Source organism: Micromonospora sp. NPDC020750, assembly GCF_044334565.1.
Lineage (GTDB): Bacteria > Actinomycetota > Actinomycetes > Mycobacteriales > Micromonosporaceae > Micromonospora.
The window spans coordinates 109,818-134,936 of sequence record NZ_JBIRTH010000002.1; the positions used below are offsets into that span (position 1 = coordinate 109,818).

The following is a 25,119-nucleotide window of genomic DNA, read 5'->3' on the forward strand; positions in this document are numbered from 1 at the left end:
GTGCCCGTACCCTTGGGGCGTGTCCGCCGTGGATCTCGTCCTGCTACTGCTCATGCTCGTGTTCGCGATCAGCGGATACCGTCAGGGCTTCGTCATCGGGGTGCTGTCGTTCTCCGGCTTCTTCGTGGGCGCCCTGGTCGGCCTCCAGGCCGGCCCGCTGCTGGCCCGCCAGTTCGCGGACAGCGGCGCCCGCGTACTGATCTCCCTCGTCGCGATCTTCGGGCTGGCCGTGGTGGGCCAGGCGCTGGCCGGTTGGGTCGGCTCCCACCTGCGCCAGACGATCACCAGCGACGTCGGCAGGCGGGCCGACGACATCGGCGGGGCGCTCGTCTCGCTCGTCGCCGTCATGCTGGTGGCCTGGCTGGTGGCCGTGCCGCTGGGCTCGTCGTCGCTGCCCTGGCTCGCCTCCTCGGTGCGCAACAGCGCGCTGCTCACCGTGGTCGACCGGGTGCTGCCGGACAAGGCGCAGGAGTTGTCCAACGCGCTGCGGGACACGGTCGACACGAACGGCTTCCCGGACGTCTTCGGTGACCTCGCGCCCACCCGGGCCCGGCAGGTCGATCCGCCCGACCCGGCGCTCGCCGGCTCCCAGGTGGTCGCCAACGGCCGGCGCTCGGTGGTCAAGGTGCTGGGCTCCGCGCCGAGCTGCGCCCGCCGCATCGAGGGCTCCGGCTTCGTGTACGCCGACGACCGGGTGATGACCAACGCGCACGTGGTGGCCGGCACCCGGTCGGTGGCCGTGGAGCTGGACGGCAACCGGTACGACGGAGAGGTCGTCGTCTACGACCCCGACCGGGATCTGGCCGTGCTGCGGGTGCCGGGCCTGCCCGGCCCGTCCCTGCGCTTCGCCGCCGGCAACGCGGGCAGCGGGGCGGACGCGGTCGTGCTGGGCTTCCCGCTGGACGGGCCGTACAACGCCCAGTCGGCCCGGGTGCGGGACGTCGACCGGATCACCGGTCCGGACATCTACTCCTCGGGCGACGTCACCCGGGAGATCTACACGATCCGGGCGCTGGTCCGCAGCGGCAACTCCGGCGGCCCGCTGCTCTCCTCGAACGGCCTGGTGCTCGGGGTGATCTTCGCGGCGGCGGCGGACGACCCGAACACCGGCTTCGCGGTGACCGCGGCCGAGGCCCGCCCGGTGGCGCTGGCCGGCGCCGAGCGCACCCGCGCCGTCGGCACCGGCGACTGCACCTGACGCGGCCCCGGCTGCACCTGACGCGGCCCCGACCCGGTCAGGCCGCGGGGACCTTGGTCGTCCGTCCGGCGGCGGGCAGCTTCTCCCGGCCCCACCGCACCCCGCGGTCCAGCACCGCCCGCGCCATGATCAGCACACAGGTGCCGCCGTTGAGGAACGACGCCACCACGTCGCTCGGGTGGTGCATGCCCCGGTACATCCGGGTCAGCGCGACGCCGACGGGCACCAGCACCAGCAGCGTCCACCAGGCGACCTTCGCCGGGGTGCTGCGCGCCCGCAGGGCCAGCAGCACCGCGATGCCGACGTAGAGCGCCACCGCGGCCGAGGTGTGCCCGGACGGGAAGCTGGAGGTGGGCGGGGAGGTGTCCATGTGCTCGACGGCCGGGCGGCGGCGGTCGATGGCCATCGTGGTCAGCAGGAAGACCAGGGCCTGCGCGCTGACCGCCGCGCACAGGAAGACCGGTTCCCGCCAGCGGTGCAGCACCAGCCGCAGGACCACCGCCACGATCGCGGTGACCAGCACGATGGCCTGGGTGCTGGCCAGCGTGCTGAACACCAGCGAGACGTTGTTCCAGACCTCCGTGCGGTCGGCGGCCAGCTCACGGTTGACCGCGTCCTCGGCGGTGAACGGCCAGGTGCGCTCGAACACCCGGGTGACGAGCACCCCGAGCAGCACCATGACGGAGAGCAGCAGGCCCACGGGGAGCACCACCCGCTTGAGACTCTGGACCAGCACATCGGACATGGCACCGCCAGTACCCGACCGGGCCGGCCGCTACGCCTGCCCGCCGCCCGGGCCCGGCCGGCACGCCCCGTCGGCCAGTTCGGGCTCGACGCCCTCCGTCGCCGGGTGCGACGGGCGGCGGCCCGTGCGGGCCCGCCAGGTGCGGAAGGCGGCCGTCGTGGCGGCCACCGTCGCAGCGCCCAGCAGCCAGCCGCCGACCACGTCGCTGGTCCAGTGCACGCCCAGCGCCACCCGGCTCACCCCGGTCAGGCCGGCGACCACGACGGCGGCGGCCCACAGCGCCCACCGTGCGGCGGGGCGCTCCCGGGCGTACGGGAGGAAGGTCAGCATTAGCACCCCGGCGGCCAGGGTGGCGTTCAGCGCGTGCCCGGAGGGGAACGAGTAGCCGGCGGCCCTGGCCACCGGGTCGAGCAGGTCCGGCCGGTCCCGGCCGACCAGCAGCTTGAGCAGCGCGTTGAGCAGCCCGCCCACGGCCATCGTGGTGACCGCCCACCAGGCCAGCCGCGGGGCGTGCCGGGTGAACAGCCACACCACCACGGCGAGCACGGCGACCCGCAGCGGGCCGGGGCCGAAGGCATGGGTCCACACGGTCATGAATCCCACCCAGCCGGGATGGTCGACGGCATACCCGTGCAGGGCGTGGGTCACCGAGGCGTCCAGCCGGTGCAGCGGTGCCCAGGAACCCAGCACCAGCAGGGCGAGCAGGGCGAACGGCACCAGGACCAGGAAGGCCGCGCCGGCGGCGAGGGTGAGCCGCAGCCCCAGCGACCGGTCCTGGTCGAGGCGGCGGGCCCGCCACGACGGGGACGTTGACCCGGGAGTGTGCTGACCGGACGTGCTCATGCCACATCCCTACCCGGCCGGGTGCCGGATCAGGCCGGCCAGCGCCGATGGAACCCGACGGCGGCCATCGGTCAGCGGACCGACCGGCGGAGGCGACGGCCCACCAGCACGGCCCCGGCGGCCAGGGCGACGGCGACGGCGACGCTCGTCCAGAGCCGTTCCGGGTCGGAGCCGTCCGACCCGCCGGCCGGCCGGGCCGTCCAACGGGTCTGCTGGCGGGGCGCGGTGAAGCCGAGCGGGTCCGCGCCGGCTCCGGCGACCGGCTCCTCCTCGGTGGTACCGGGTGCCGGACCGAAGCCCACCACGCCCGGGGAGGAGTGGTCGTCGAGCGGGTTGCGCCGCACCGACGGCACGTCTGCGGTGAGCGCGGCGACCGGGTCCACCATGCCGTACCCGAAGCGGTCGTCGCGGCCGGCGGGCCCGATGTCCCGCGCGGTGCTGATCAGGCGGTTCACCACCTCACCTGCGGACATCTGCGGCCAGCGGGCCCGGATCAGGGCGGCGGTGGCGGCGACGAGCGGGGTCGCGAAGCTGGTGCCCTGCACCCGCCAGTACCCGCCCGGCCGGGCCCCGACCAGGCCGGTGGCCGGCGCGGTGAGGATCGTGGCGTGGCCGGTGATCGAGCCGGACCAGAGGTTGTCGCTGGCGCGTTCCAGGCCGGCGACGGCGATCACGCCCGGCTCCCGGGCCGGGTACCAGACCTTGGTGTCGGAGGACGCGGCCAGGTTGCCCGTGCAGGCGACCACCACCACGTCCCGGGCGAACGCGTAGTCCAGCGCCGCCGCCAGGGCGGGGCTGTCGCCGCCACCGCCGAGGGACAGGTTGATCACCCGGGCGCCGTTGTCCACGGCCCAACGGACCCCCTTGGCGACGATCATCGCGTCGTCGTACCGGTTCTCGTCGTCGAGGACCCGCACCGGGAGGATCTTCGCGTCGGGGGCCAGCCCGACCGCGCCGCGTTTGTCGTCGTCGCGCCCGGCGATCAGGCCGGCCACCGTCGTGCCGTGCCCGACCGGGTCCGGGCCGTCGTCGGTGTCGCCGTCGTCGACCAGGTCGATGCCGGGCAGCACCTGACCGGCCAGGTCCGGGTGCGAACCGTCCACCCCGGAGTCGATCACCGCCACGGTGACGCCGCGCCCGGTCGAGGTACGCCAGGCGGTCGACGCCCGCAGCTCGTCGAGCTGCCACTGCTCGTCGCGGACCTGGTCGAGCCGCGCCGGCGTGTCCACCGGCGACACCCGCCAGGGTGTCGCCCCGACCGGCGGCGCGGCGAGCGGGGCGTGGCGGGCGGGTGCGGCGTGGTGGGCCGGCGCGGCGAGCGCCGACGGCGGAACCGGACCGATGAGCGACACCGCGAGCGCCGTCGCGCCGAGCAGCGCGTGGCGGCTGAGCCGTCGCGCCGTCGTCGAACAGCCCTGCCGATCCCCAGTCACATTCCCAGCCATTCATCGCGACGGACACATGCTGCTCGGAGATTACCGGTTTTCCCCTCCGCCACACGCCGATCCAGCAACAGGTCACCGGAACGCCGCCGGCCCCGGCCGGTGCTGGCGTTCACTGCGGAGGGAGATGGGCGAGCTGGACCAGGCGTACGCCCTCCCGCCGGGTCACCAGCCGGGCCCGTCCGGGCGGGAGCGGGCCGGGCCGGACCTGGCCGACCAGCGGCCCCTCGTCCGAGCTGCCGGCCATCACCAGGCCGGGGGCGGACAGCTCGCGCAGCCGTTGGAGGAACTGGTCGTAGCCGCGGGTCGCGCCGCCGGCGCGGCGGGCCAGCACCAGGTGCAGGCCGATGTCCCGGGCCTGCGACAGGTACTCCTCCAGCGCACGCAGCGGGTTGACCGGCCCGCTGGCCACCAGGTCGTAGTCGTCGACCAGCACGAACAGTTCCGGCCCCGACCACCACGACCGCTCCCGCAGCTGTGCCGGGGTGATGTCCGAGCCGGGCAGCCGGCGCTGCATGTACCCGGCGGCCGCCTCGACCAGGTCGACGGTGCGGGCGGCGTCGGTGCCATAGCCGATTTCGTGCTCCGTGTCGATGGCGCCGAGCAGGCTGCGCCGGTAGTCCACCAGGATCACCCGGGCCTGGTCGGGGGTGAACCGGCCCACGACGGTGGCGGCCAGCGCCCGTAGGAACGACGACTTGCCGCACTCGGCGTCCCCGAAGACCAACAGGTGCGGTTCGGTGGCGAAGTCGAGCACCACCGGACGCAGGTCCGCCTCGGCGATCCCGACCGGCAGCGCCAGCCCGGTCGTGCCGGCCAGGTCCAGCTCCGCGTACGGCAGCACCGGCGGGAGCAGTCGGACCCGGGGCGCGACCGGCCCGGTCCACGCCCCGGCGACCGCCTTCACCAGCGTGGCGGTCTCCCCGTCCGGCCCGGCCAGCCGGGGCAGCGCGGTGAGGAAGTGCAGGCCCTCGCCGGTGATGCCCCGGCCGGGCGTCTCCTCCGGCACGCCCGCCGCAGCCGCCCGCCGGACCAACAGCGAGTCCGACGGGTCGCCGAGCCGCAGCTCCAGTCGGGAGCCGAACAGGTCCCGGACGGCGGGCCGGAAGTCCGTCCAGCGCAGCGAGCCGGCCACCACGTGCAACCCGTACGACAGGCCCCGGGTGGCCAGCTCGGTGACCAGCGGCTCCAGGTCGTCGTACTCGGCGCGCAGGGCGCCCCAGCCGTCGACCACCAGGAACACGTCGCCGAACGGGTCGGTGGTCGGCTGGCCGGCGACGGCGAGGGCGGCCCGACGCTGCCGGTACGCCGCCATCGACTCCACCCCCAGCGCGGCGAAGCGGCGCTCCCGGTCGGCCAGCAGGGTGGCCATCTCACCGACGGTGCGCCGCACGGCGGTCGGGTCGGTCCGGCCGGACACCCCGCCGACGTGCGGCAGGTCGCGCAGCGCGGCCAGCCCTCCGCCGCCGAAGTCCAGGCAGTACACCTGCGCCTCGACGGGCGTGTGGGTCAGCGCCAGCGCGAGGACCAGCGTGCGTAGCAGGCCCGACTTGCCGCTCTGCGGGCCGCCGACCACGCCGACGTGCCCGGCCGAGCCGCCGAGAGCCAGCCAGAGCAGGTCCCGACGCTGCTCGAACGGCTTGTCGACGACGGCCACCGGCACCTGGAGCGCGCCGTGCAGCTCCGGGTTGGCGGAGCCCAGCCCGCGCGCCGGGTCGGCGCCGACCGGCCCGAGCAACTCGTCGAGGGTGGGTGCGTCGCCCAACGGTGCCAGCCACACCTGATGGGCCGGCGGGCCCTGCCCGGCCAACCGCCCCACCAGCACGTCGAGCAGGCTCGCGGCGCCGGTGTCCGCCTCGGCGGCGGCCATCGGGGCGGGAACGGCCGGCTCCGACACCGGCACCGCATGGGTGGAGAAGGCGAGCAGGCGGGGCACGCCGGCCCCGCCGCGCCCCGCCGCGCCGTCGGGGCGACGCAGCGCCCCGGAAACGTACGCGGCCTTGAAGCGCACCAGCGGCTCGGTGCCGAAGCGCAGGTAGCCGTGCCCCGGCGAGCGGGGCAGCTCGTGCGCGTCGGGCACCCCGAGGACCGTCCGCGACTCCAGCGCCGAGAAGGTGCGCAACCCGATCCGGTACGACAGATGGGTGTCAAGGCCGCGCAGCCGCCCCTCCTCCAGCCGCTGACTGGCCAGCAGCAGGTGCACCCCCAGCGACCGGCCCAGGCGGCCGATCTGCACGAACAGGTCGATGAAGTCCGGCTTGGCCGAGAGCAGCTCGGAGAATTCGTCGCAGATCAGCAGCAGCGACGGCAGCGGGGCCAGCGGATTGCCGGCGGCCCGGGACCGCTCGTAGTCGCGCAGGCTGGCGAAGTTCCCGGCCCGGCGCAGCAGCTCCTGGCGGCGGACCAGCTCCCCGTTGATGGCGTCGACCATCCGGTCCACCAGCGGCAGCGCGTCCGCCAGGTTGGTGATCACCGCGGCGGTGTGCGGCAGCCGGTCGAACGAGGCGAAGGTGGCCCCGCCCTTGAAGTCGACCAGGACGAAGTTGAGCTGCTCGGAGCTGTGCGTGGCGGCCAGCCCGAGGACCAGGGTGCGTAACAGCTCGGACTTGCCGGAGCCGGTCGCCCCGATCAGCAGCCCGTGCGGGCCCATCCCGTCCTGGGCGGACTCCTTGAGGTCCAGCTCGATCGCCCCGCCGTCGGTGCCCACCCCGATCGGCACCCGTAGCCGGTCCCGGGCCGACCGGGGCCCCCAGCCCTGCTCGGCGCTGAAGCCGGCCGGGTCGCCGATGCCGAGCAACTCGGGCAGGCCCAGCTCGGCGTTGACCGGGGCGTCCGGCCCGCGTACGGCGGTGGCCAGCCGCAACGGGGCCAGCCGGCGGGCGACCGCCTCCGCGTCGGCGGGCGCCAGCCGGTCGGCGGCGCCCACCTCGGCGTGCCCCTCGACGGAGTGCGAGTCCAGCCGGCCGCCGCGCAGGTCGAGCAGGAGTGCGTACCGGTCGAGCAGGCGCGGCGGCGGGGTGTCCAGGTCGACGATGGTGACCGCGTCGATGCCGCCGTCGCCGACCAGGTCGGTGGCGCCGGTGAGGTCGCCGCCGTCGAGCACCACCACGACGTGCGGGCCGTCGGTGGCCGGGCCGGCCGGGCTGAACCGGGACCGGCTGGCCAGCACGTCGTCGAGGAGCCGTTCCAGCTCGGGGGCGGAGCTGGTGACCAGGCGGACCGGGCCGACGGCGTCGACGCGGGTGGGGTGATGGGCGTGCGGCAGCCACTTCACCCACTCCCAGAGGGCTCGCCGCTCCGGGCCGGCGCAGACCGCGACCAGCAGCTCGTCCGGGGCGTGGAAGACCGCGAGCTGGGTGAGCACGGCCCGGGCCAGGGCCTGGGCGTCGGTCGAACCGGTGTCGGGCCGCACGCGCCCGTCGGCGCCCCGGGCGGCCGACTCGCCCCGGACGTAGACCCGGGCGAAGCTGCGCAGCGACAGCGCCACCGGCAGGTCCGGCACCACCGAGTACGCGTCCAGGAACCGGCGCAGCGCGCCGGCGGTCATCGGCTCCAGCTCCTCCAACGGCCGGGTGACCGGCGGGACCAGCGGGGTGGCCAGGGTCTGCGGGCCGAGGCCCACCCGGACCACGGCGAAGTCCGGGTCGGCCGGCCGGCGCTCCCAGATCCGGTGGCTGTCCACGGTCGACCAGAGTCGGCCCGGGTCGGGGTGCCGGTAGTGCAGCCCGGCCCGTTGCTGCCCGGCGGTCCGCCTGACCCGGCGGCGCAACGCGGTGAGGTGCCGCAGGTACTCCCGCCGGGCGGCCATCATCTCCGACTTCTTCGGGGTGCCGGAGGCGCTGCCCCACGAGGTCACCAGCATCGCCACGGAGGACAGCCCGAACATCCCCCCGACCACGTACGAGTAGGCCCCGCCGCCCCGGCCGAACATCATCGCCATCGCGACCGTCCCGCCCAGCATGGGCAGCACCATCAGCGCCTGCTGCCAGCGGCTGCCGGTGACGGCGGGGATCTCCGGCGGCGCCTCGACGGGCAGCTCGCCGACCGGGATCTCCGGCGCGGGACGCCGGGGCGGTCGCTTGATGACGACAGTGGACACACGCCCTCCCCAGAGCGCTCGGTAACCCGAGCCTGGCTCATCGTAGGTAAAGTCCTGTCGTCCGCGCAGCCGCCATCCCCCCTCGATACGGAGAAGCGTCGATGACTACCGGGCTGGCCCGTGTCACGATCAGCGCCCCCCAGCGCCGGGTCGACGTCGCCCTGCCGGAGCAGGTCCCCCTCGCCGAGCTGCTGCCCGAGGTGCTCCGGCACGCCGGTGAGGGACTGGCCGACGACGGGGAGCGGCACGGTGGCTGGGTGCTGCGCCGCACCGACGGCATGGTGTTGCTCACCGCCCAGGCGCTGCTGCCCCAGGGGGTCCGCGACGGCGAGGTGCTGCACCTGGTGCCGGCCCGCGCCGAGTGGCCCGAGCTGGAGTACGACGACGTGGTCGAGGCGATCGTCGACGGGGCCCGCCGCCGGGGCGCGGCCTGGTCGCCGGCCGTCACCCGGGCCGCGGCCCTGGCAGGGGCGGCCGTCCCGCTCGCCGTCGGGCTGCTCGCCGTGCTCGCCGCCGAGCCCGGGCACCGGGCCGGCTGGCAGGTCGCGCTCGCGGTGGCGCTGCTGCTCACCGTCGCCGGCACGGTCGCCTCCCGGGCGTACGGCGACGGCGCCACCGGCGCCACGTTGGGCGGCTACGCCCTGCCGTACGCCGCCACGGCCGGCGCCCTCGCGGTCAGCTCCGGCGACCAGGTCGGCGCGTTTGCGCCGCTGCGCTGGCTGGGCGCCCCCGAGCTGCTGGCCGGCACGGTGGCGCTGCTGCTGGTGGCGCTGCTCGGCCTGCTCGGGGTGGCCAGCCGGGTCCGGGTCTTCGTGGCCGGCGTGACCGTCGGGGCGGCCGGCGCGCTCGTCGCGCTGGGCGGCCTGGCGCTGCCGGCCGAGGGCGCCGCGGCGGTGCTGTTCTGCGTCCTGGTCTTCGCGCTGGGCGGGCTGCCGCTGCTGGCCATCCGGTTGGGCAGGATGCCGCTGCCGCCGATCACCCTGCCCGGCGACGGGAGCCCCGGTGCCGAGGCCGCCCGGGACCTGCCGGACCGGGCCCGGGTGTACGCCGCCGTGGCCCGGACCGAGGAGATGCTGACCGGGATGCTGATCGGGCACGCCGTACTGGCTGCCGGGGCGGCGGCGGTGCTCGCCGCGACGGGCGGGACGGCCGGCCGGCTGCTGGTGGCGGTCGCGTCCGTCGTGCTGCTGCTGCGTTCCCGGCTATTCGTGGCGCTGCGCCACCGGGTGCCCCCGGTGGCCGCCGGGCTGGCCGGGGCCGCCCTGCTCGGCGGGGTGCTCGCCGTGAACTCCGGTCCGGCCGGAGGGCTGCTGCTGGCCGTCGGCGGGCCGGTCGTGGCCCTGGTCGCCGTGGTCGCCGGCACCACCTCCGCCCGGCGGCCCGTGTCGCCGTACGTCGGTCGGCTGGCCGACCTGACCGACACCGCGCTGGTGGTCTCCGTGGTGCCGGTGGCCTGTGCGGTGCTCGACCTGTACGAGCGGGCCCGGGGGCTGCTCGGCTGAGCGGCTCCCGGGCCCGTCGACGTCTGCCGGCGGTCAGTGCAGGGACTCGCCGCGCTCCTCGGCCTCCTTGGCACGCCGGTACGAGTTGTGGATCTCGGCCTCGGCCTCGACCCGGCCGACCCAGGTCGCGCCCTCGACCGACTTGCCGGGCTCCAGGTCCTTGTACACCTCGAAGAAGTGCTGGATCTCCAGCCGGTCGAACTCGCCCAGGTGGTGGATGTCGCGCAGGTGCTCCTGACGCGGATCCTCGTAGGGCACGCAGAGGACCTTGTCGTCCCCGCCCTTCTCGTCGGTCATCCGGAACATGCCGATGGTGCGGCAGCGGATCAGGCAGCCGGGGAAGGTGGGCTCGGGGACCAGCACGAGCGCGTCCAGCGGGTCGCCGTCCTCGCCCAGGGTGCCCTCGATGAACCCGTAGTCCGCCGGGTACTGCGTGGACGTGAAGAGGGTGCGGTCCAGCCTGATCCGGCCGGTCGCGTGGTCCACCTCGTACTTGTTGCGGTGACCCTTGGGGATCTCAACCGTGACGTCGAAATCCATCTTCCACGCTCCCTCGTCTGCCCACGCTGGCTAACGGAAACCAGTGGCGCCGCTCTCCAGGCAGGTGAATGCCCACCCGTCTGCTCCGGCCGCCGCATAGTCTTCGGACCGAAGTAGTGTCACCCAAGCTGTTTTCCAAGCGGGAGGAGGGGGCTGTGGGGAGGGAAGATTCACACTACCGCCCGGAGGGGGTTGACGGGCGAAAGGGCGGGCATCCGGGTTCCGGGGGCGCGACCGGGCGGGTCCCGGTGCCCGAGGCGCACCTGCCCCGTACCCCCGTGCCGCCCCCCGCCGACGACTTCGACCCCGAGGCCACGGCCCCGATCATCAGGGCCGGGGAGCGGCCTCCGCCGCCCGTGTGGCGGCCCTCGGATCGGGCGCCCATAGCCGACCGGGTGCCGGCCCCGGCCTTCCCCGCCGCCGGCTTCGACGCACCCATGCCGGAACCGGCAGCGGCCGGTGGCGCCGGCGGCGGGCCGCCGGCCGGGCCGCCCCCGGGGCACGACCGGCCGCCGGCCCGCCGCCGGCGCCTCCCGCTGGCCGTGCTGGCCACCGTGGTGCTGCTCGCCCTGGTCGGTGCCGGGCTGGCGGTGGTCCGGCCCGGCCCGGTCGCCGGCTGGCTCGGCGCGGACCGGGCCACCCCGCAGGCGACCGGCGAGGCCACCGAGCCGGAGCCGGTCCCGGTGCTCTCCGGCCCGGACGCTAACGCCCCCGAGCCCACCCCGGACGGGGTGCGCGCCGCCCTCGAACCGCTGCTGCGGGCCCCCGAACTGGGCAGCCGGGTCAACGTGTCGGTGGCCGACGTGACGACCGGCCGGTCGCTCTACTCGCAGGGCGGCGACGCCGGCACCGTCCCCGCCTCGGTGACCAAGCTGGCCACCGCCGTCACGGTGCTGGAGGCCCGCGGGCCCGACCACCGCATCCCCACCCGGGCGGTGGCCGGCGCAAACCCGGGAGAGGTGGTCCTCGTCGGCGGCGGCGACCCGACCCTCGCGGTGGACGGCGACGGCTTCTACCCCGACGCGGCCCGCCTCGACGACCTGGCCAAGCAGGTCAAGCAGGCGCTCGGCGGCACCGCGCCGACCCGGGTCACCGTCGACTCCTCGCTCTTCCCCGGCCCGGTGTACGGCCCCGGCTGGGACCCGGACATCCCCACCGGCGGGTTCGGCGCGGCGATCAGCGCGCTGATGACCGACGGCGCGCGCCGGGACCCGCGGGCCGCGAAGAAGAACTTCGACGCCGGCCACGGCTGGGCGGAGCGGGTCCCGCAGCCGGACCTGGTGGCCGGCCGCGCCTTCGCCAGGCTGCTCGGGCTCAGCAGCGCTGCCCCCGAGGTGACGCGGGGCACCGCCCCGGCAGCCGGCGCGGCCCCGTCCGCCGCTGCCCCCGCGCCCGGCGCCGAGCTGGGCAAGGTCGAGTCGCTGCCGATGATCCGGCTGGTCGACCTGATGATCACCGACAGCGACAACGTGATCGCCGAGGCGCTGGCCCGGCAGGTCGCGCTGGCCCGTGACCAGCCGGGGTCCTTCGTCGGCGGGGCGGCGGCGATGGACATCGTGACCGGCGAGCTGGGCCTGTCGGCCAACGAGATCACCCTTGCCGACGGCAGCGGGCTGTCCCGGAGCAACCGGATCAGCCCGTCCCTGCTTACCGACCTGATCTCGCTCGCCGGCAACGGAACCCACCCGGAGTTGGCCGCCATCTTCGGCGGCCTGCCGGTCGCCGCCTGGTCGGGCACCCTCGGCGGGCGGTACCAGGTACCGGCCACGGTGGCCGGGGCCGGCGTGGTCCGGGCCAAGACCGGGACGCTGACCAGGGTGCACGCCATCGCCGGGCTGGTCACCACCGCCGACGGCCGGCTGCTCACGTTCGCCCTGCTCACCGACCAGGCGCCGCCCGACTCGCTCGACGACACCCGGCGGGCCCTCGACCGGATCACCTCCGCGCTGGCCCGCTGCGGCTGCCGCTGAGCCGACCCGGCCCCCTTTTGTGGAGGCATGTCCTGTCATCGGCGAAAGGTGGGGGTGTTCCGGCGCGGGTACGGTGGGTGCATGGCGCAGTTCGTGGACTGGGATCTGGCCGCCGCGACCGCGGGGGCGTTGAGCAAGTCGGGGCCCCGGGTGTCGTACGCCGAGGCCGCCGAGGTGGTTTCCGAGCTGCGGCGACTGACCGACGAGGCGGCCGGGCACGTGGCCGACTACACGGGGCTCCGCTCGCAGGTGGTGCACCCGCCGGTGCGCGTGGTGGACCGACGGGACTGGGCGGCGACCAACATCGCCGGCCTGCGCGAGGTGATCACCCCGCTGGTCGGCCGGCTCGCCGGCGACAAGCAACCCGGCCCGCTCACCGAGGCGATCGGCTCCCGGGTCACCGGAATCCAGGCCGGCACCGTGCTGGCGTACCTGTCGGGGCGGGTCCTCGGCCAGTACGAGGTCTTCTCCGGCGACCCCGGCCAACTGCTGCTGGTCGCGCCGAACATCGTCGAGGTGGAGCGGAAGCTGGGGGCCGACCCGCGTGACTTCCGGCTCTGGGTGTGCCTGCACGAGGTGACCCACCGCACCCAGTTCACGTCGGTGCCCTGGATGCGGGCGTACTTTCTCGGCGAGGTGCAGGCGTTCGTGGACGCCTCGCAGGGCGGCGAGCACCTGGTCGAGCGGCTGCGCCGGGGGGTGGCCACCCTCTCCGACGCGGTCAAGGACCCGGAGAGCCGGGCCAGCGTGCTGGACATCGTGCAGACCCCCGCCCAGCGGGCCGTACTCGACCGGCTCACCGCGCTGATGACCCTGCTGGAGGGGCACGCCGAGTTCGTGATGGACGGCGTCGGCCCGCAGGTCATCCCCAGCGTCGAGCGGATCCGGGCCGCGTTCAACCGGCGCCGGGAGACGGGCAACCCGCTGGAGAAGGCGATCCGCCGGTTGCTCGGCGTCGACGTCAAGATGCGCCAGTACGCCGAGGGCCGCAAGTTCGTCCACGGTGTCGTCGAGCGGGTCGGCATGGACGGCTTCAACAAGATTTTCAACTCCCCGCTGACCCTGCCCCGGCTGGATGAGCTGGGCGACCCGGACGCCTGGGTCGCCCGGGTGCACGGGCCGGCCGGCGCCACCCCGACCGTCGGCTGACCGTACGCCGATGGCCGCGCTCGCCCCGTCGGTCGCCGCGGTCCGGCTCGCGGTCCGCCGCGCGCTGACCGGGCTGGCCGGGGACGGGCCGGTGCTGGTCGCCTGCTCGGGCGGGGCCGATTCGCTCGCCCTGGCCGCCGCCACGGCGTTCGTTGCGCCCCGGCTCGGCCGGCGGGCCGGGCTCGTCACCGTCGACCACGCCCTCCAGACCGGCTCCGACCAGCGGGCCGCCGCCGTGGCGGCCTGGGCCGCCACGGCCGGGTTCACGCCAGCCGAGGCGGTACGGGTCGACGTCGACGGCCGCCCCGGAGGGCCGGAGGCGGCCGCCCGCCAGGCCCGTTACCAGGCGCTGGTCGAGGCGGCCCGGCGGCACGGGGCGGCGGCACTGCTCACCGGGCACACCCGCGACGACCAGGCGGAGACGGTGCTGCTCGCGCTGGCCCGGGGCGCCGGCCCGCGTGGGCTGGCCGGGATGCCGCCCCGCCGGGACCTGTCCGGCGTGCCGCTGCTGCGCCCCCTGCTCGACGTGAGCCGCGAGCAGACCCGCAAGGCGTGCGCCGCCCTCGGGTTGACCCCGTGGGAGGACCCGCACAACACCGACCCGTCGTACGCCCGGGCCCGGGTCCGGTCCGACGTGCTGCCCGCGCTGGTCCGGGCGCTCGGCCCCGCAGTGCTGGACAACCTCGCCCGGACTGCCCGCCTGGTGGCCGCCGACACCGCCGCCCTCGATGCTCTGGCCGCCGACGCCTTGGCCGCGCCTGCCCCTGCGGTACCGGCCGATCCGGCCGCCGTCGGCGGGGCGAGGGGGCCGACGCCGGCGGGTGTGCGGGTGCCCGACGGCGGGTTGTCGGTCGAGGCGCTGGCCGGCCTCGCCCCGGCAGTCCGGACCCGGGTGCTGCACGCCTGGGCCCGGGAACTCGGCGCGGCACCCGCCGCGCTGTCCCACCGGCACGTCGCCGCGCTGGACGCACTGGTCACCGACTGGCGGGGGCAGGGCGCGACCCATCTGCCCGGCGGCATCCGGGTGGTCCGCCGTGCCGGCCGGCTCACCGCCGCCGGCCCGATCGCCTGACAGCTCACCGGCCGCCGACCGGTCGGCTGCTCGGCTGAGGTCGGCCGCTCGGCTGTTGGTGGTGGCCGGTGGGTCAGGGTCAGCCGTTGGCCGGTGGGTCAGGCGATCGTGGCGCGGTCGCGGAAGGTGGCCCGGTAGGCGTGCGGGGTGGTGCCCAGCCGGCGGGTGAAGTGGTGGCGTAGGGCAGCCGCGTCGCCGAAGCCGGCCCGGCCAGCCACGCCCTCCACGCTCAGGCCGGTCTCCTCCAGCAGCCGCCGGGCCAGCAGCACCCGCTGGTTGGTCAGCCAGTCGTGGGGCGTGGTGCCGGTCTCGGCGCGGAACCGGCGGGCGAAGGTGCGCGGGGTCATCCCGGCCCGGGTGGCCAGCCCGTCGACGGTGACAGGGCGGTCCAGGTGACCCATCAGCCACTCCAGCACGGGTTCCAGGGTGGGTGCCTCGGGGGCCTTCGGGATGGGCGCCTCGATGTACTGGGACTGGCCGCCGTCGCGGTGCGGCGGGACGACCATCCGGCGGGCCAGCCGGGTGGCGGTGGCCGAGCCGTGCTCCTGGCGTACGAGGTGGAGGCAGGCGTCGATGCCGGCGGCCGTGCCGGCGCTGGTGAGCAGCCGGCCGTCGGCCACGTAGAGCGAGTTGCACCGGACCCGGGCCCGGGGGTGGCGGCGCTGCAACTCGTCGACGTACCGCCAGTGGGTGGTGCACTCCCGGTCGTCGAGCAGCCCGGCCGCACCGAGCACGAACGCCCCGGAGCAGACGCTCAACACGTACGCGCCGCGCGCGTCGGCCCGGCGCAGCGCGTCCAGCACGGCGGGGGACACGTCCGTGTCGCCGTTGTGCGCGGGCACCGCGACCATGTCGGCGTCCTCGATGGGCCCGAGGTCGGCGTGCGGGGTGAGGTGGAACCCGGCGGAGGTACGCACCTGGGCGCCGTCGGACGTGCAGACGGTGAACCGGTAGCCGGGGAAGCCGTCGGCGGTCCGGTCGGTGCCGAAGACCTCGGCGAGCACCCCCAGCTCGAACGGGGCCACCCCGTCGAGCGCGAGGATGGCGACGGATCGGAGCATGTGACGAGGGTAACCGTACGGGTGGCAGGAAATCGAGGTCTGGTGGCATAACTGCCACTGTCTGGCGGGTGGGCAGGCGCGCAGACTGGTTCCAGTCCGGTGCGCACCGGCGGCGAAAACATCCGATAACCCCCGCGAAAGCGAGCGCCGCCATGGCATTCCTGCCGTTCCTGCTCTTCCTGCTCCTCCTCGTCGTCGCGTCGGTCGCCGGCCTCGTCGCCGACACCCGGGACTCGGCCGACTGGAAGCCCACCGACGAGGGCCGCCGGTGGCGATCCAGTATCTGCTGACCCGGTTCGCGCCGAATGCGGAGAAAATCCCGGCGGGACCGCGTCGAAAGGGGCGGCCCCGCCGACGGAGGGCATCCGGCATACGGCAGGCTAGGAGCCATGGCTGACGGCTCCTGGTACGACGCCGACATCGACCACGTGATCATTTCCGAGGCGCAGATCCGCGAGAAGACGGCGGAGCTGGCCAAGCAGGTCTCGGCTGACTACGCGGGCGTCGACGGGCTCCTGCTCGTCTGCGTGCTCAAGGGCGCGGTCATGTTCATGGCCGACTTCGCCCGGGCGCTGGGCCGGCAGGGTCCTCCCGCCGAGCTGGACTTCATGGCCATCTCGTCGTACGGCCAGGGCACCACCTCCTCCGGCGTGGTCCGCATCCTCAAGGACCTGGACCGCGACATCGCCGGACGGCACGTGGTGGTCATCGAGGACATCGTCGACTCCGGGCTCACCCTCTCCTGGCTGCTGCGCTACCTGGAGTCGCGCTCGGCGGCCAGCGTCGAGGTCGTCGCCCTGTTCCGCAAGCCGGACGCGGTCAAGGTCCCGGTGCCGGTGAAGTACGTCGGGTTCGACATCCCCACCGAGTTCGTCGTCGGCTACGGCCTCGACTTCGGCGAGCGGTACCGCGAGCTGCCCTACGTCGGCGTGCTCAAGCCCGAGGTCTACGCACGGGCGTGAGGCCGCGTCGTCGGCCAGGCCGGCGAGGGTCCGCTTGACCGAGGACTACGCACGGGCGTGAGGCCGGCTCGTATCGGCACCCGTCAAGCGGACGTTCAGCGCGTTCTCAGCTGATCGGTCTACGGTAGGGGTCGGTGGCGTGGAGTAGCTATCCACGCCCGGCCCTTCGACCCGCGTGACCGGGCGGTCGGGTGGCCGGGCGCGGAACTCCCGCCACGCCGGCTGAAACCCGGTTCGCCTTACGCGTAACTGCTGGGCTCGCAAGCTCACATGTCGCGCGCACGGTGTACCGTCGAGTGACCGTGGTGCGGCAGTTGCGCACCCCGGGGTCGAGGCCGGCCCGCACGGCGGCTCCGGCCGCCGCCTCGGCGGCGACAAGCCATTCAGACGGTCAGGACGTCGATCAGGAGGATGCGGGCGCCTCGGCGCTCGACGACAGTATGGAACGTACGCGTTTCTTCCGCCGACCGGTGGTCTGGATCATCCTGGTCATCCTCGGCGCCGTTGTGCTCAGTCAGCTGTTCACCGCTGGTCCCAGCTACCACCGCGTGGACACTTCCGTTGCGCTCGATCAGCTGCATACCGCGAAGATCAAAAAGGCGGTCTTCCAGGACAAGGAGCAGACGCTCCAGCTCGACCTGGAAAACAAGACCAAGTTCGGTGACACCGACACCGACCGGATCGAGGCCCAGTTCCCGTACGAGGTGGGCGGCCAGGTCTGGAACGAGGTCCTCGACGCCAAGGCGGCCAACCGGGTCACCGGCCCGGCCGACACCAAGGTGTCGTCCGACAGCATCTGGGTGAGCCTGCTGGTCAACCTGCTCCCCATCGCGCTGCTCGTGCTCCTGCTGCTGTTCTTCATGTCGCAGATGCAGGGCGGCGGTTCCCGGGTGCTCAACTTCGGCAAGTCCAAGGCGAAGATGATCACCAAGGACACCCCGAAGACGACCTTCGCGGACGTCGCGGGCGCCGAGGAGGCCGTCGAGGAGCTGCACGAGATCAAGGACTTCCTGCAGAACCCGGCGAAATACCAGGCCCTGGGCGCCAAGATCCCGAAAGGTGTGCTGCTCTTCGGCCCGCCCGGCACGGGTAAGACGCTCCTCGCCCGCGCCGTCGCCGGTGAGGCCGGGGTGCCGTTCTACTCGATCTCCGGCTCCGACTTCGTCGAGATGTTCGTCGGTGTCGGCGCCAGCCGGGTCCGCGACCTGTTCGAACAGGCCAAGACGAACGCCCCGGCGATCGTCTTCGTCGACGAGATCGACGCCGTCGGTCGCCACCGCGGCGCCGGCATGGGCGGCGGCCACGACGAGCGCGAGCAGACGCTCAACCAGCTGCTCGTCGAGATGGACGGCTTCGACACCAAGGGCGGGGTCATTCTGATCGCCGCCACCAACCGGCCGGACATCCTCGACCCGGCGCTGCTGCGCCCGGGCCGCTTCGACCGGCAGATCCCGGTGGACGCCCCCGACATGGAGGGCCGCAAGGCGATCCTGCGGGTGCACGCCAAGGGCAAGCCGTTCGCCCCCGACGTCGACCTCGACGCGGTGGCCCGGCGGACCCCCGGCTTCAGCGGCGCCGACCTGGCCAACGTGATCAACGAGTCCGCGCTGCTCACCGCCCGCAAGGACGAGCGGGCGATCAGCAACGACTCCCTGGAGGAGTCGATCGACCGGGTGATCGCCGGCCCGCAGCGTCGGACCCGGGTGATGGGCGACCAGGAGAAGAAGATCACCGCGTACCACGAGGCCGGGCACGCGCTGGTCGCCTGGGCGCTGCCGCACGCCGCGCCGGTGCACAAGGTGACGATCCTGTCCCGTGGCCGCTCGCTGGGCCACACCCTGGTGCTGCCGACCGAGGACAAGTACACCCAGACCCGCGCCGAGATGATCGATACCCTGGCGTACGCGCTGGGCGGCCGGGCCGCCGAGGAACTGGTGTTCCACGAGCCGACCACCGGCGCCGGGAATGACATCGAGAAGGCCACCGGGCTGGCCCGCGCGATGATCACCCAGTACGGCATGAGCTCCAAGCTCGGCGCGATCAAGTACGGCACCAGCGGGGACGAGCCGTTCCTCGGCCGCAACATGGGCCACGAGCGGGACTACTCCGACACGGTGGCCGCCGAGATCGACAGCGAGATGCGGGCCCTGATCGAACTGGCCCACGACGAGGCCTGGGAGATCCTGGTGGAGTACCGGGACGTCCTGGACAGCATCGTGCTCGAGTTGATCGAGAAGGAGACCCTCTCCACGGCCGACATGGCCCGGATCGCCGGCCGGGTGGTGAAGCGCCCGCCGATGGCCCCGTACAACGGCTTCGGCAAGCGTCTACCCTCCACCGAGCCCCCGGTGCTCACCCCGACCGAGAAGGACGCGCTCAAGGCGCAGGCTCAGGCCGACGGCGCGTCCGTCGGCGGCGGCACGCCCAGCTCGAACAACTCGGACGGTACGCACTGAGTACCGACCCGGAGGTCGGTCCAGAGGTCCCCACCCAGGGAGCCTCGTCGACCGAGCCCGACACCGACGGGCTGGACTACCTCGCCGCGCGCCTGGTCAACGGAAGGTTGACCGGGCGCCCGGTCGAGGAGGCCGTCGACCTGCCCCGGATCGAGAAGGCGGTACGCGAGATCCTGATCGCGGTCGGGGAGGACCCCGACCGCGACGGGCTCGTCAAGACCCCGGCCCGGGTCGCCCGCGCGTACGCCGAGCTCTTCGCCGGCCTGCGGGTCGACCCGGCGCAGGTGCTCAGCACCACCTTCGAGGCCAACCACGAGGAGTTGGTGCTCGTCCGGGACATCGACGTGATGAGTCTGTGCGAGCACCACCTGCTTCCGTTCCGGGGCAGCGCCCACATCGGCTACATCCCCGGAACGGACGGCCGGATCACCGGCCTGTCCAAGCTGGCCCGGCTGGTCGAGGTCTTCGCCCGCCGTCCCCAGGTGCAGGAGCGGCTCACCTCGCAGATCGCCGACCTGCTGATGAGCAAGCTGGCCCCGCGCGGCGTCGTGGTGGTGCTCGAGTGCGAGCACATGTGCATGGCGATGCGCGGCATCCAGAAGTCCGGGGCGAAGACGATCACCTCGGCGGTGCGCGGCACGCTCCAGAACGACGCGAAGTCCCGGGCCGAGGCGATGGCCTTGATCATCCACCGCTGACCGCGGGATTCGCCAGCGGGCGACGCCGGGTCGCTGGACCTCACGGAGTCCGCCCAGGTCGGGATGGGCCCGCACGGGCGCGCCGCGTCCGGCCCGGCGGGCGGGTCAGCCGGCCAGCATCGCCAGAACGAGTCCCGCCGTGGTCGACACCGCCGGGACGAGGCAGACCAGGGCACCCCACCGGGGGGTCCGGTCCACTCGACCACCGGTCGCCGGGTTCGGCACCGCCCCGACGGCCGCCGCTGGATCGTCCACGGCACCGCCCCCGCCGGTCCGACGGCCTGACGCGCGGACTGCCGCCAACGACACGCCCGTCGGGTCCACCCGACCACGGGAGCCGGCAACCACCGGGACACCCGGGGCGGACTCCGTCGGGCCGTCGGCCGTGCCGCCGGGCGTACCCGGGCTCGAAGTCCGGCGGGTGGCTTCCCCGGCAGCCGCTGGACCGGTCGGCCCGTCGAACAGCCGGCCGACGGCGAGCCAGCCGGTGACGAAGGCAGCCACCGGCATCGGCACCCCACAGATCAACGCGACCACGCTCGCTGGGCCGGTGCCGGTAGCCAGGTAGAGCACCACCTGGAGCAGCGGTACGACCAGTGCCAACGGCCCGTACACCAGCAGGTTGCGGACCTTCGGCGGCCAGGCCCCCGGGCGGAGCGGGCTGCGCGCGGCCAGCACGCCGTCCGCCGCGTCCGCCCAGCCCCGGGCCGCCCGCAGCGCGCCCAGCACCGCCGTCGGCCCACCCACCATGCTCCGGGCCGCCTCCGTCAGCTCGGGCGGCGACGGCACCAGCACCATCGGGGGTACGCCCAGCTCTCGCAGCCGGGACCGCTGCGGGGCGAGTCGCTCGCGTACCGCGGTCAGTTCCTCCCGGGCGGCCCGGACCGCGCGGGCCTGCTCCGTCGCGGCGGTCGCCGCGCTCCGGCGCACCCCGTCGAGCTGCCGGGCCGCGGCGACGTACTCCGTCCAGGCGGTCGCGCCGTCGGCGGGACGGGGCGGTGCGGGATCGGCACCGGAACGCTGCCTGACCGGGGCGGCAGCCGTCGCCGCATCGGCGATGCTGGTCGGCTCCCGGCTCATGCGCTCTCCCCAGTCCCTGCGGCGTCAGCCCCGCCTGTGGCCTCGGCTGCGTCCCCGCCTCCGGCGTTGTTCACGGCATCGGCCCCGGTGCTGTTCGCGGCATCGGCCCCGTTGCCGGCGTTGTTCGCGGCGTCGGCCCCGTTCGCGGCGTTGGTTCCGTTCCCGGGGACGGACCCCACCGGGGGTTCGGCGAACGGCACCAGGAGGACGCCCCGCTCGTCCGGGCCGTCCCAGAGCATGGCCCGGTTCTTGCGGGGACGCCACTGCACCGGGTGGCCGAACACCGCCGTGAGCTGCGTTCCCGGCACGCCCACCGCCACGACGGCAGCGAGTTTGTCGACCTCGCCCTCGGCCTGGACGACCGCGGTGAACGGCGGCACCGTGCGCCACCAGCCGAGCAGGTGCCGGCCGGTCGGAGGGCCCTCCCGCAGCAGGGCCCGCAGCCGGTCCGGCGGCAGCTCCTGCGGGGCGGGTCCGTCGAGACCGAAGACCACCAGGTAGCCCGGCTCGTCGGTGTCCAGCGCGGCGAGCAGGCCCGGCAGGCCGACCCGGTCCACCCGATGCTGGCCGGCGAGGTCGGCGGCGAGCGCGTCGGCCACCGGCACCGCATCGGCGCCGAGCGTGGCCATGACGAACCGTCCCGTGCCGGGCCGGTGGTGCGCGGCGACGCTGCGGGCTGCGGTCGCGAGCAGCGCGGCGGCCTCCACCCCTGGGCCCAGGACAGCGATGTTGCGGCCGGCGGCCGGGCCGATCGGCACCGCCACCGTCGACCGGGACAGGTCCACCGCACGGCCGAGCAGGGCGGCCGGTCCACGGGCCCGACCCGCGAAGGCTGCCCGGTAGCGGGGGTCGTTGCGCAAGAGCGGACGCGCCCAGCCGGCGAAGACGACCGGGGGCGCGGATCGCTCCGCCCGGGCCTCCCAGAGCCGGTGTCGCAGCTCCGCGATACCCTCCGGGTCCTCGTGAGGGTCGGGGAACCGGACCATCCGCTCATGCCCCCGGGTCGCGCCCCGGGGCCCGCCGAGCCCGCCCGCCGTGTTCACCACCGCGCTGCCCACCGGCAGGCCGGCGGCGGCGTCGTTGCTCGGCTCCAGCACCGGGCCGCCGCCGGCAAGCGCCACCCGCACCGGAAACTGCCCGAGCATCGAGTCTCGGGTCGTCTGCCCACCGGCGATCCCGAGGTCGCCCTCCCCGGCCAGGACCAGGTGGACCCCGTACGCCCGGCCCGAGCGCGCCAGGGTGTCCAACCGGGCTGTCGCCTCGGCGGCCAGCCGGTCCCGGTCCGCGAGGAGCAGCGGGAGGTTGTCGATCACGCACACCACCCGGGGCAGGGACTGGTGCTCCCGCAGGGCGGTGAACCGCTGGCCGCCGGCGCGCTGCCCGGCCTCCTCTCGACGCTGGACCTCCGCGGCCAGCTCACCGAGGAGGTCCAGCACGTACTCCCGGTCGGCGGCCATTCCCGCCGTACGGACCTGGGGCACCCAGGACCGGTCCCGCTCGGTCTGGAGAAACTCCGCGAACGATTCGCCCTCACCGAGGTCGGCCAGGTGCAGGACCAGCTCGTCCGGGCCGTACCGGGCGGAGAGACCGAGCAGCACGTTGGTGAGGAAGGCGGCGCGGCCTGCGGCGGACCGGCCGCTGACCAGCCAGTGCGGGGTCAGCTCGGTGAAGCCGACAGTCACCGGCCGGCCGCCGGCGTCCCCGACAGTGGTGGCGATCCCCTCCGCCGAACTGGCTGTGCACAGTGGCTCGTCCGGGTCGGGGAGCAGGTCGGCCAGGCTGAGCCGGGAGCCGGCCTCCACCTCCTCGGCGAGCCGTCGGCAGACCTCGTCGACCAGTGCCGGGGGTGGATCGTCGTCGACGAAGACGGGCGAGTTGAGCCCTCCGGGCGGCTCCGCGCCCGGGCCGGCGAACGAGGTGCCGGGAGGGTCGCCCAACAGCGAGTACGCGTTGCGTACGGACAACGGGGTGGCCTGCGGCAGGGGGGCGCGGGTCGCGTACGGACCGGCCGGGGGCCAACCCGCCACGACGAGGTGTAGCCCGGCGGCGCGTCCCTGCTCGGCCAGCGCCTCGATCCGCCCCAGGTCGGTCGGCCCGGTCAGCTCGGGCAGCGCGGCGACGACCAGCAGCAGCGTTCGGTCGTGGCGGCGCGGTCGGCCGGTGCCCGGAGCCACCCACTGTTCCGCCTCGGTGAGTACCGCCCGTAGCCCGGCGACGTCCACCGCAGGTGGGGGTAGCAGCCCGGCGTCCGCGAGCGCCGAGAACGGCGCGAAGGTGTCGGGCAGCGCTACGGCCGGCCCGGCACTCGCATTGGTGCGCATCGTGTCGCTGGTGCGGACCGCGTCGCTGGTGCGGACCGCGTCGCTGGTGCGGACCGCGTCGACGGCGCGGACCAGCAGGCAACCGGCGGGCGTCGCCGCGAGCAGGCGAAGCAGAATCGCCCGGAGCAGCCCGGCCACCCGCGGGTCACGAACGTCGGTGTCGATCGCCAAGTGCCCTGTTCCGAGCAGCGGCACCAGCGCGGGGAAGCGCGCGTCCTCCAGCGGGGCGGCGGTGCCGACCCGGACGAAAGCCGGTGGCCCCTCCCCCGAGGGAGCCTCCGCGGCGACCGTCTCCAGTGGTTCCCCGGCCCAGCCGGGCGCCAGCAGGGCCGCCGTGCTACGGAGCCGGTCCGCGAGCTCGTACTGCCGGCGCTGGTCGGCCGGCGCGGGCCGGATCTCGTCCAGAATGCCGGCCGCTGCGGTGGCCGTCGCCTCCGCCCTCCGGTGCAGGGCAGCGGCGCGGTTTGTGCGTGTCCTCGGACCGGCCACCGCGTCCACCCCTCTTCCCGAGGCTGGCAACCCCTCCCCGCGCAGTGACCGTATCCCAGGTCGGCGCCCCCCTCCGGGATGCGCCACGGCGCTGCGCCCAGGTGCCGGGTGATTACCGGCACGAGGGCTTTCCGGTGGTGGTGGTGCGGGGTGGCTCCTCGCGTCGAGAGCGCCGGTCCCCTCATCACGGCGCGGCCACGCCCCCGTCCTCAGCGATCGGGCGCGCAGCGGGCCGGGCCAGTCGTGCCCCGGTCATGATCGGTGGCGTCTGGGGCATTGGGTACGAGGCGTCCAGCCGATAGCCTCAAGGGGTGGAATCAGTGCAGCCCTCCGCCGGTTCCCAGGTCTCCCGCGTACCGGCGCAACGGACCCCGCCGGAGCAACTGGCGCCCCCGTCCGGGGCACCGGCGCCGGTCCGTCCGCCGCGTCGGTTGCGCACCGTCGTCACCGTGGTCGCCGGGGTGGTCGGCCTGCTGATGCTCGGAGGCGTGGCGACCGCCTTCGTCCTGTACGAACGCGCCACCACCCCGGACCGCAGCGCCCCCGATGTGGTGGTCGACAACTACCTGCGCGCCTTCCTGGTGGATCGCAACGATGTCAGAGCCGAACAATTCACATGCTCCGTCAACCCTCCGCAGCTGAACGAGCTTCGGGCACTTCGCGACGACCTCCTCGCGCGAGAGAAGCGCTTCTCCACGACGATCTCGGTGAGCTGGGGCAGATTGGACGTCCACAACCAGGGCGACATGGCTCAGGTGGATGTCGACTTGATTATCTCTGCGCACGTGGACGGGATTTCACAGAGCGATCGACAACCGTGGCAGTTCAACGTCAGTCGTGTGGATGACGGCTGGAAAGTGTGTAACGGAGCTCCCGCTGCCTGAGGTGCATCACTCGATCCAGAGCAGGTGGACCGGGACCTCCAGGGTCGTCGGGGGCTGTCCTCGCCAGGCCCAGCGGTACCACTCCAACTCCGGAGTGACCCGCACGCAGATGTCTCCGTCCGTGCCCGAGTAGGTCTCGGTCACCGCACGCAGGTCCCGTTGCTCCCCGGTGTCCGTGACGTGTACGACTCGCCGCCCGGTGACAACGCCGGCATCGAACACCGGGGTCGGCGCGCGGTGGGTCGGCGCGTCCAGAGACACCAGGTGGACACCGGATTCCTGGGGTGCTCCGCCGCCCGGCCGGGTTCCGACGGACTCCACCCAGACCCGCTCGACCGGCACGAGTGGAGCGAACACCTCGACCTGCTCGGACTCGGCGCGATACCACTCCTGCTCCGGAATGACCGGTACGTAGGTGCGGCTGTTCTGCACCACCCGCTCGTCGGCACGCAGGTCACCGCGCCAACCGAGGCCCGGTAGCCCGATCAGGACCCGCTGACCGCGTAGGTCGACCCGGACGGTCGCGGGCACGATCTCGATCGGCCGGGGTCGCAGAGGGGCCCAGTCGGGTTGGTCGGCGAAGGGGTCGGGGAATGGCCCGGTCATGC

The 25,119-nt window shown here is 74.4% G+C and carries 19 protein-coding genes; 10 read left to right on the forward strand and 9 right to left on the reverse strand.

The window, feature by feature from the left end; genetic code table 11:
• Nucleotides 1–19 precede the first annotated feature (19 nt).
• The gene (locus ACH4T9_RS05660; protein ID WP_396670622.1) at nucleotides 20–1,198 is read left to right on the forward strand and encodes a MarP family serine protease; all 1,179 of its coding nucleotides are present in this window, start codon (nucleotides 20–22) and stop codon (nucleotides 1,196–1,198) included.
• 37 nt (nucleotides 1,199–1,235) lie between these two features.
• Here the strand turns inward: ACH4T9_RS05660 and ACH4T9_RS05665 are convergent, their stop codons facing one another.
• The 4 genes from ACH4T9_RS05665 to eccCa form a co-directional block, all read right to left on the reverse strand.
• Complete coding sequence (locus ACH4T9_RS05665; protein ID WP_396670621.1) at nucleotides 1,236–1,943, reverse strand: phosphatase PAP2 family protein; 708 nt, start codon at nucleotides 1,941–1,943, stop codon at nucleotides 1,236–1,238.
• Nucleotides 1,944–1,973: 30 nt separating this feature from the next.
• Nucleotides 1,974–2,786, reverse strand: a complete 813-nt coding sequence (locus ACH4T9_RS05670; RefSeq protein WP_396670620.1) for a phosphatase PAP2 family protein — start codon at nucleotides 2,784–2,786, stop codon at nucleotides 1,974–1,976.
• A 71-nt stretch (nucleotides 2,787–2,857) separates the two neighbouring features.
• Nucleotides 2,858–4,231: a type VII secretion-associated serine protease mycosin gene (gene mycP / locus ACH4T9_RS05675; protein ID WP_396670619.1), complete on the reverse strand. Its 1,374-nt coding sequence runs from the start codon at nucleotides 4,229–4,231 to the stop codon at nucleotides 2,858–2,860.
• Between the two features lie 109 nt (nucleotides 4,232–4,340).
• Nucleotides 4,341–8,327 (reverse strand): type VII secretion protein EccCa, encoded by a 3,987-nt coding sequence (gene eccCa / locus ACH4T9_RS05680; protein ID WP_396670618.1) that lies wholly within the window; start codon nucleotides 8,325–8,327, stop codon nucleotides 4,341–4,343.
• Nucleotides 8,328–8,428: 101 nt separating this feature from the next.
• Between eccCa and eccD the strand changes: the two genes are divergently transcribed.
• Nucleotides 8,429–9,829: a type VII secretion integral membrane protein EccD gene (gene eccD, locus ACH4T9_RS05685; RefSeq protein WP_396670617.1), complete on the forward strand. Its 1,401-nt coding sequence runs from the start codon at nucleotides 8,429–8,431 to the stop codon at nucleotides 9,827–9,829.
• Between the two features lie 33 nt (nucleotides 9,830–9,862).
• Here eccD and ACH4T9_RS05690 read toward each other — a convergent pair whose 3' ends face one another.
• Nucleotides 9,863–10,369: an inorganic diphosphatase gene (locus ACH4T9_RS05690; RefSeq protein WP_387014221.1), complete on the reverse strand. Its 507-nt coding sequence runs from the start codon at nucleotides 10,367–10,369 to the stop codon at nucleotides 9,863–9,865.
• Nucleotides 10,370–10,524: 155 nt separating this feature from the next.
• Between ACH4T9_RS05690 and dacB the strand changes: the two genes are divergently transcribed.
• The 3 genes from dacB (at nucleotide 10,525) to tilS (ending at nucleotide 14,560) form a co-directional block, all read left to right on the forward strand.
• Nucleotides 10,525–12,339: a D-alanyl-D-alanine carboxypeptidase/D-alanyl-D-alanine-endopeptidase gene (dacB, locus tag ACH4T9_RS05695; RefSeq protein WP_396670616.1), complete on the forward strand. Its 1,815-nt coding sequence runs from the start codon at nucleotides 10,525–10,527 to the stop codon at nucleotides 12,337–12,339.
• 81 nt (nucleotides 12,340–12,420) lie between these two features.
• Complete coding sequence (locus tag ACH4T9_RS05700; protein ID WP_396670615.1) at nucleotides 12,421–13,488, forward strand: zinc-dependent metalloprotease; 1,068 nt, start codon at nucleotides 12,421–12,423, stop codon at nucleotides 13,486–13,488.
• Nucleotides 13,489–13,498: 10 nt separating this feature from the next.
• Nucleotides 13,499–14,560, forward strand: coding sequence for a tRNA lysidine(34) synthetase TilS (gene tilS, locus ACH4T9_RS05705; RefSeq protein WP_396670614.1), 1,062 nt, complete (start codon nucleotides 13,499–13,501; stop codon nucleotides 14,558–14,560).
• Between the two features lie 98 nt (nucleotides 14,561–14,658).
• Here tilS and ACH4T9_RS05710 read toward each other — a convergent pair whose 3' ends face one another.
• Entirely contained in the window at nucleotides 14,659–15,621 is a 963-nt protein-coding gene (locus ACH4T9_RS05710; RefSeq protein ID WP_396670613.1) for a GlxA family transcriptional regulator, read from the reverse strand.
• Nucleotides 15,622–15,773: 152 nt separating this feature from the next.
• On the opposite strand from ACH4T9_RS05710, the gene ACH4T9_RS05715 reads away from it, so the two are divergent.
• From ACH4T9_RS05715 to folE, 4 genes are all read left to right on the forward strand, one after another.
• The gene (locus ACH4T9_RS05715) at nucleotides 15,774–15,911 is read left to right on the forward strand and encodes a hypothetical protein (RefSeq protein ID WP_396670612.1); all 138 of its coding nucleotides are present in this window, start codon (nucleotides 15,774–15,776) and stop codon (nucleotides 15,909–15,911) included.
• 99 nt (nucleotides 15,912–16,010) lie between these two features.
• Nucleotides 16,011–16,583, forward strand: a complete 573-nt coding sequence (hpt, locus tag ACH4T9_RS05720; RefSeq protein ID WP_161686501.1) for a hypoxanthine phosphoribosyltransferase — start codon at nucleotides 16,011–16,013, stop codon at nucleotides 16,581–16,583.
• A gap of 440 nt (nucleotides 16,584–17,023) precedes the next feature.
• A complete protein-coding gene (gene ftsH, locus ACH4T9_RS05725; RefSeq protein WP_396670611.1) occupies nucleotides 17,024–19,039 on the forward strand; it encodes an ATP-dependent zinc metalloprotease FtsH in 2,016 nt (671 codons plus the stop codon).
• Between the two features lie 71 nt (nucleotides 19,040–19,110).
• A complete protein-coding gene (gene folE / locus ACH4T9_RS05730) occupies nucleotides 19,111–19,737 on the forward strand; it encodes a GTP cyclohydrolase I FolE (RefSeq protein WP_396670767.1) in 627 nt (208 codons plus the stop codon).
• A gap of 105 nt (nucleotides 19,738–19,842) precedes the next feature.
• Here folE and ACH4T9_RS05735 read toward each other — a convergent pair whose 3' ends face one another.
• Together ACH4T9_RS05735 and ACH4T9_RS05740 are read right to left on the reverse strand one after the other, a co-directional pair.
• The gene (locus ACH4T9_RS05735; protein WP_396670610.1) at nucleotides 19,843–20,817 is read right to left on the reverse strand and encodes a hypothetical protein; all 975 of its coding nucleotides are present in this window, start codon (nucleotides 20,815–20,817) and stop codon (nucleotides 19,843–19,845) included.
• Nucleotides 20,814–23,636, reverse strand: a complete 2,823-nt coding sequence (locus ACH4T9_RS05740; protein ID WP_396670609.1) for an FtsK/SpoIIIE domain-containing protein — start codon at nucleotides 23,634–23,636, stop codon at nucleotides 20,814–20,816. The genes ACH4T9_RS05735 and ACH4T9_RS05740 overlap by 4 nt, the downstream gene beginning before the upstream one ends.
• Nucleotides 23,637–23,947: 311 nt before the next feature.
• Between ACH4T9_RS05740 and ACH4T9_RS05745 the strand changes: the two genes are divergently transcribed.
• Entirely contained in the window at nucleotides 23,948–24,511 is a 564-nt protein-coding gene (locus ACH4T9_RS05745) for a hypothetical protein (protein WP_396670766.1), read from the forward strand.
• Nucleotides 24,512–24,517: 6 nt separating this feature from the next.
• On the opposite strand, the gene ACH4T9_RS05750 is transcribed toward ACH4T9_RS05745, so the two are convergent.
• Complete coding sequence (locus ACH4T9_RS05750; RefSeq protein ID WP_396670608.1) at nucleotides 24,518–25,117, reverse strand: hypothetical protein; 600 nt, start codon at nucleotides 25,115–25,117, stop codon at nucleotides 24,518–24,520.
• Nucleotides 25,118–25,119 lie beyond the last annotated feature (2 nt).